We start from the raw sequence: 5,362 nt of genomic DNA, 5'->3' as shown, positions 1-5,362 counted from the left end.
CCGTGACTCCGGATGCGGCCGGGTTCCTGCGCGTCCTGATGATGTGGGGCCTGATGTCGGCGGCGATGATGGCGCCGACGGCGCTGCCGGCCTTTGCCACCTATGACGATCTGGCGCATTCGGCGCCCGGCACCCGTTTCTCCCGGCTCGTCGCCGGTTACCTGGCGGTCTGGCTGGGGTTCTCGGTTCTGGCAGCGGCCTTGCAGATGCTCCTGTTTCGTCACGAGCTGGTCAGTGTCTTCGGCGACAGCCGCTCGGGCCTTCTGTCGGCGGTGCTGCTGGCGGTGGCCGGTGGCTATCAGTTCTCGCCGGTCAAGGAAGCCTGCCTCAGCAAGTGCCGCATGCCGCTGACCTTCTTCATCCAGCACTGGGACGAAGGTGCCTGGCGCAACGGGCTGCGGCTGGGGCTGGTGTGTCTGGGCTGCTGCTGGGCGCTGATGCTTCTGGCCTTTGTCGGCGGGGTGATGAACATCGCCTTCATGGGGCTCGCCACCCTCATCATGGTGCTGGAAAAACTGCCCGAGATCGGGCGCTGGGTGACGCGCCCGCTGGGGGCGGCGCTGTTGCTGGCCTCGGTTGGGGTGGCAATCGACGCAATCTGAAAAAGCTTGAATGGAGGACAAGGGATGGCTTTGGACGAAGTGGGCACGGTGCCCTGGACCATCAAGGGGGAGCTGATCCTCAACTGCAACTGCACGGTGTTCTGCCCCTGCGTGGTCAGCCTTGGCAAACACCCGCCCACCGAGGGCCATTGCCAGGCCTGGGCCGGGGTGCGTATCGATGCGGGGCAGTATGGCGACACCGAGCTGTCGGGGCTGAACATCGGCCTGTTCCTTGAGATTCCGGGCAACATGGGGCGCGGCAACTGGAAGGCGGCGGTGTTCATCGACGACCGGGCCTCGGATGCGGCCTATGACGCGCTGGTCCATATCTTCAGCGGCGCCGCGCGCGGCACCACCGGGCTGTTCGGCCTCTTGGTCGGCGAGTTCCTTGGCGCCCAGCGCGAGCAGGTCACCTTCGAGACCGAGGGCAACGAACGCCGCCTGATGGTCGGCAAGAAGATCCAGGGCGCCGTGGTGCCGGTCGCGGGCAAGGACGGCAAGGAGATCGTCGTCACCAATACCGAGTACTGGATGGGCCCCGACATCACCGTCGGCACCGCCACCAAGGGCCGGGTGCGCGCCTTTGGCCGGGTCTGGGATTTCGAGGGCCGCTCGGCCGAGATCTGCCAGATCGACTGGCACGGGCCGAAATAGGCCCCTGCCGATCTGAAAACCCGCCGCGCCCGGTGACTTTGGGAGTGAGGAGCGCCCCGGCGCGGCGCAAATGCGGGACACGCGGGCGCGGCTTTGCGTTTCTCGCGGCAACACCGGGGGCATGGCAGGCATTGCACGGCGAGGCTGGCGCCGCGCCCCATCGAGCGAAACGCAGCCCTGCCGATTGCCGGACCCGACCGGGCCGGCCGGGGGGCAGGATTTGGGCGACACCGGTCTGGTGACATCGCCGGAGGACAAGAAATGGCAATGATCTTTCCCTCGCGCCGGGTGCGGCGCACCCCGTTCAGCGCGGGCGTCGAAGCCGCGGGCATGAGTGTCTGCACGGTCTACAACCGGATGATACTGCCCTCGGTATTTGCCTCGCAGGAAGAGGATTACCGTCACCTCAAGACCCATGTGCAGGTCTGGGACGTGGCGGTCGAACGCCAGGTGGCGGTGCAGGGGCCGGATGCCCGCAGGCTGCTCGACATGCTGAGCCCGCGCGACCTTGACCGGATGGCGGCGAACCAGTGCTACTACATGCCGGCAATCGACCGCAGCGGCGGCATGCTGAACGACCCGGTGCTGGTCAAGCTGGCCGAAGACCACTTCTGGATCTCGATCGCCGACAGCGATTACCTGCTTTACGTGCTGGGCATCGCCGATGCGCTCGAGCTGGATGTGCGGGTCTGGGAGCCCGATGTCAGCCCGCTGGCGGTGCAGGGGCCGCAGGCCAATGCGCTGATGGCACGGGTCTTCGGCCCCTCGGTGCGCGACATCCGCTTTTTCCGCTACAAGAGGCTGGCCTTCGAGGGCCGCGAGATGGTGGTTGCGCGCTCGGGCTATTCCAAACAGGGCGGGTTCGAGATCTATGTCGAAGGGCAGGAGTACGGCATGCCGCTTTGGGACGCGCTGTTCAAGGCCGGCGAGGACCTTGAGGTGCGCGCCGGCTGCCCCTCGACCATGGAGCGGACCGAAGGCGGCCTGCTGAGCTATGGCAACGACATGGACCGCAGCAACACCCCGTTCGAGGTCGGCTTGGGCAAGTTCGTGAATTCGCCGAAGGACTATATCGGCAAAGAGGGGCTGATGGCCCGGTCCGAGCCCGAGCGCCAGATCCGCGCGGTGGAAATCGGCGGCGAGATCCCCTTGATCGACCGCGAATGGCCGCTGTTTGCCGATGGCAGGAAGGTGGGCCGGGTCAGCACCGCCGCCCGGTCACCGGATTTCCAGACCAACGTCTCCATCGCCATGGTCGAGAGGTCGCATTGGGACGCGGGCACAAGGCTCGAGGTGGAAACGCCCGACGGCATGCGCCCGGCCGAGGTGAAAGACCGGTTCTGGGCCTGAGGAAATCCGGGCCTGAGAAAAACGACGGGCCTGAGACAAGCCGCCGGTGGCAGGACGCCTCCGGCGGGAGTATTTTGGAAGAGATGAAGCCGGGGGAGGCCCGGCGCAGGATAGGAGAGAGAGATGTTCAAGGCATTGATCATGGAGCAGAACGACGAGGGTCTTGCCGAGGCCGGGATCAGGGAGATCGGCGAGGACCAGCTGCCCGAGGGCGATGTCACCGTGGCGGTCGAATATTCGACGGTGAACTACAAGGACGGTCTCTGCCTGTCGGCCAAGGGGGGCGGGCTGGTGCGCGCCTATCCGCATGTGCCGGGGATCGATTTTGCCGGCACCGTGGAAAGCTCGCGGGACGATCGCTACAAGCCCGGCGACAAGGTGGTGCTGACCGGCTGGCGTGTCGGCGAGGTGCATTGGGGCGGCTATGCGCAGAAGGCGCGGGTCAAGGCCGACTGGCTGGTGCCGCTGCCCGAGGGGCTGAGCCCGGCCCAGGCGATGGCCGTGGGCACGGCGGGGTTCACCTCGATGCTGGCGGTGATGGCGCTCGAGGATCACGGGTTGAAGCCGGGGCAGGGGCCGGTACTGGTCACCGGGGCCGCGGGCGGCGTCGGCTCGGTGGCGACCGCGATCCTGGCCAATCTCGGGTATGAGGTCGCCGGGGTCACCGGCCGTCCCGGGTCGGCGGACTACCTGAAATCGCTTGGCGCGACCCAGATCGTGGCGCGCGAAGAGCTGAACGAGACCAGCAAGCGCCCGCTGGAGAAAGAGACCTGGGCCGGCTGTGTCGACGCTGTCGGCGGCGAGATGCTGGCGCGGGTGCTGGGGCAGATGAAATACGGCGCCTCGGTCTCGGCGGTCGGTCTGGCGGGGGGCGCGGCGCTGCCGGCGACGGTGATCCCCTTCCTGCTGCGCGGCGTCAACCTCCTGGGCATCGACTCGGTGATGCAGCCCTATGACAACCGCCTGCGGGCCTGGCAGCGGATTGCCAGTGACCTGCCGATGGACAAGCTCGAGGCGATGGTCAGGCCGGCGACCCTGTCGGACCTGCCGCAGCTGGGCGCCGATATCCTGAAAGGCCAAGTGCAGGGGCGCGTCGTGGTTGACGTCAACGCCTGATCGGCTGACAAAAGGGGCGCGGCAGGGCGAGACCCCGGCCGCGCCCCTTTGCATTTCTGACGGAGCCCCGGTGCGATGACCTATGACAGCGACAACATTTTCGCCAAAATCCTGCGCGGTGAGATTCCCAGCGAGCGGCTTTACGAGGATGACGATACGCTGGCGATCATGGATATCATGCCGCGCGCCGACGGCCATTGCCTGGTGATTCCCAAGACTCCCTGCCGCAATATGCTGGATGCGACGCCCGCGCAGCTGAATGCCTGCATGAAGACGGTGCAGAAGCTGAGCCACGCCTGCCGGGTCGCCTTTGGCGCCGATGGCATCACGTTGCAGCAGTTCAACGAAGCGGCCGGCGGGCAGGAAATCTTTCACCTGCATTTCCACATCCTGCCCCGTCACGAGGGGCAGGGTCTGAGACCGCCGGGGCAGATGGCCGATTTCACCCTGCTGGCCGAACAGGCGGGCCGGATCCGCGCCGCCCTGGCCGGTTAGCACCCGGCGGCGCGGCGGCGGACGGATTTGCACCGGCCGGGCGAAAAGGCGCAAACATTCCGGTTTCCGCTTGCGAGACCGGGCGCGCTGGCGCAGGTTTCCGGCACAGAATTCAGGAGGTCCCGATGCAGCTAGACACCGATTTCGTGCGCGGCCAGTTCCCGGCCTTTGCCCAGGGCGCGCTTGCCGGGCAGGCCTTTTTCGAGAACGCCGGCGGCTCCTATGCCTGCGGGCCGGTGATCGAGCGGCTGACCCGCTTTTACCGCCAGCGCAAGGTGCAGCCCTATGGGCCCTACGAGGCCTCGCGCCTTGCCGGGGCGGAGATGGACGAGGCGCGGGAACGGCTGGCGGCGCTGCTGGGGGTCGAGACCGAGGAGCTGTCCTTCGGCCCCTCGACCACCCAGAACACCTATGTGCTGGCCCAGGCCTTCCGGCGGTGGCTGAGCCCCGGCGACGTGGTGATCGTCACCGATCAGGATCACGAGGCCAACAGCGGCCCGTGGCGGCGGCTGGCCGATGACGGCATCGTGCTGCGCGAATGGAAGATCGACCCCGAGACCGGCCATCTTGACCCCAACCGGCTGGCCGAGCTGCTGGACGACGACGTGCGGTTGGTGTGTTTCCCGCATTGCTCCAACGTCATCGGCGAGATCAACCCGGTGCGCGAGATCACCTCGCTGGCCCATTCCGCCGGCGCCTTCGTCTGTGTCGACGGGGTCAGCTATGCGCCGCACGGGCTGCCCGACGTGGCGGCGCTGGGGGCCGATATCTACCTGTTCTCGGCCTACAAGACCTATGGGCCGCATCAGGGCTGTATGGTGATCCGCCGCACCCTCGGGCAGCTGCTGCCCAATCAGGGGCATTTCTTCAACGGCGACTGCCTTTACAAGCGTTTCACCCCGGCCGGGCCGGACCATGCGCAGGTGGCGGCCTGCGCCGGGATGGCCGACTATTTCGAGCTTCTGGCGGCCCATCACGAGGTCGGGGCGCAGGCCCCGGTGGCGCGCGGCGAGGCGGTGCATGACCTGATGCGCGACCACGAGACGGCGCTGTTGCAGCCGCTGCTGGATTTCGCGGCGTCGCGGGCCTCGCTGCGCCTTTTGGGACCATCCGAGGCGGCGCGGCGGGCGCCGACCGTGGCGCTG

Annotated in this window: 6 protein-coding genes; all 6 read left to right on the top strand. The window is 67.3% G+C overall.

Annotated features, from left to right (window positions below; all coding sequences use genetic code 11):
- A partial coding sequence (locus ABZD10_RS13305; RefSeq protein ID WP_372887172.1) for a DUF2182 domain-containing protein occupies window positions 1-602 on the top strand: 602 nt, incomplete at its 5' end.
- A gap of 24 nt (window positions 603-626) precedes the next feature.
- Entirely contained in the window at window positions 627-1,256 is a 630-nt protein-coding gene (locus tag ABZD10_RS13300) for a DUF1326 domain-containing protein (RefSeq protein ID WP_372887170.1), read from the top strand.
- 261 nt (window positions 1,257-1,517) lie between these two features.
- Window positions 1,518-2,606 (top strand): dimethylsulfoniopropionate demethylase, encoded by a 1,089-nt coding sequence (locus tag ABZD10_RS13295; RefSeq protein WP_372887169.1) that lies wholly within the window; start codon window positions 1,518-1,520, stop codon window positions 2,604-2,606.
- Between the two features lie 141 nt (window positions 2,607-2,747).
- Complete coding sequence (gene acuI, locus ABZD10_RS13290; protein ID WP_372887174.1) at window positions 2,748-3,722, top strand: acryloyl-CoA reductase; 975 nt, start codon at window positions 2,748-2,750, stop codon at window positions 3,720-3,722.
- Between the two features lie 75 nt (window positions 3,723-3,797).
- The gene (locus tag ABZD10_RS13285; protein ID WP_372887167.1) at window positions 3,798-4,217 is read left to right on the top strand and encodes an HIT family protein; all 420 of its coding nucleotides are present in this window, start codon (window positions 3,798-3,800) and stop codon (window positions 4,215-4,217) included.
- A 125-nt stretch (window positions 4,218-4,342) separates the two neighbouring features.
- A partial coding sequence (locus tag ABZD10_RS13280; protein ID WP_372887166.1) for an aminotransferase class V-fold PLP-dependent enzyme occupies window positions 4,343-5,362 on the top strand: 1,020 nt, incomplete at its 3' end.

Source organism: Shimia sp., assembly GCF_041624275.1.
In the GTDB taxonomy this organism is placed as follows: Bacteria; Pseudomonadota; Alphaproteobacteria; order Rhodobacterales; family Rhodobacteraceae; genus Shimia.
The sequence above is the reverse complement of the archived record's forward strand: the minus strand, read 5'-3'. Positions and strand labels throughout refer to the sequence as shown.

What these genes read in the sequence shown, in the direction of transcription:
- ABZD10_RS13300 (WP_372887170.1), top strand. Translation starts at nt 627, where the DNA reads ATGGCTTTGGACGAAGTGGGCACGGTGCCCTGGACCATCAAGGGGGAG.
- ABZD10_RS13295 (WP_372887169.1), top strand. Translation starts at nt 1,518, where the DNA reads ATGGCAATGATCTTTCCCTCGCGCCGGGTGCGGCGCACCCCGTTCAGC.
- acuI (WP_372887174.1), top strand. Translation starts at nt 2,748, where the DNA reads ATGGAGCAGAACGACGAGGGTCTTGCCGAGGCCGGGATCAGGGAGATC.
- ABZD10_RS13285 (WP_372887167.1), top strand. Translation starts at nt 3,798, where the DNA reads ATGACCTATGACAGCGACAACATTTTCGCCAAAATCCTGCGCGGTGAG.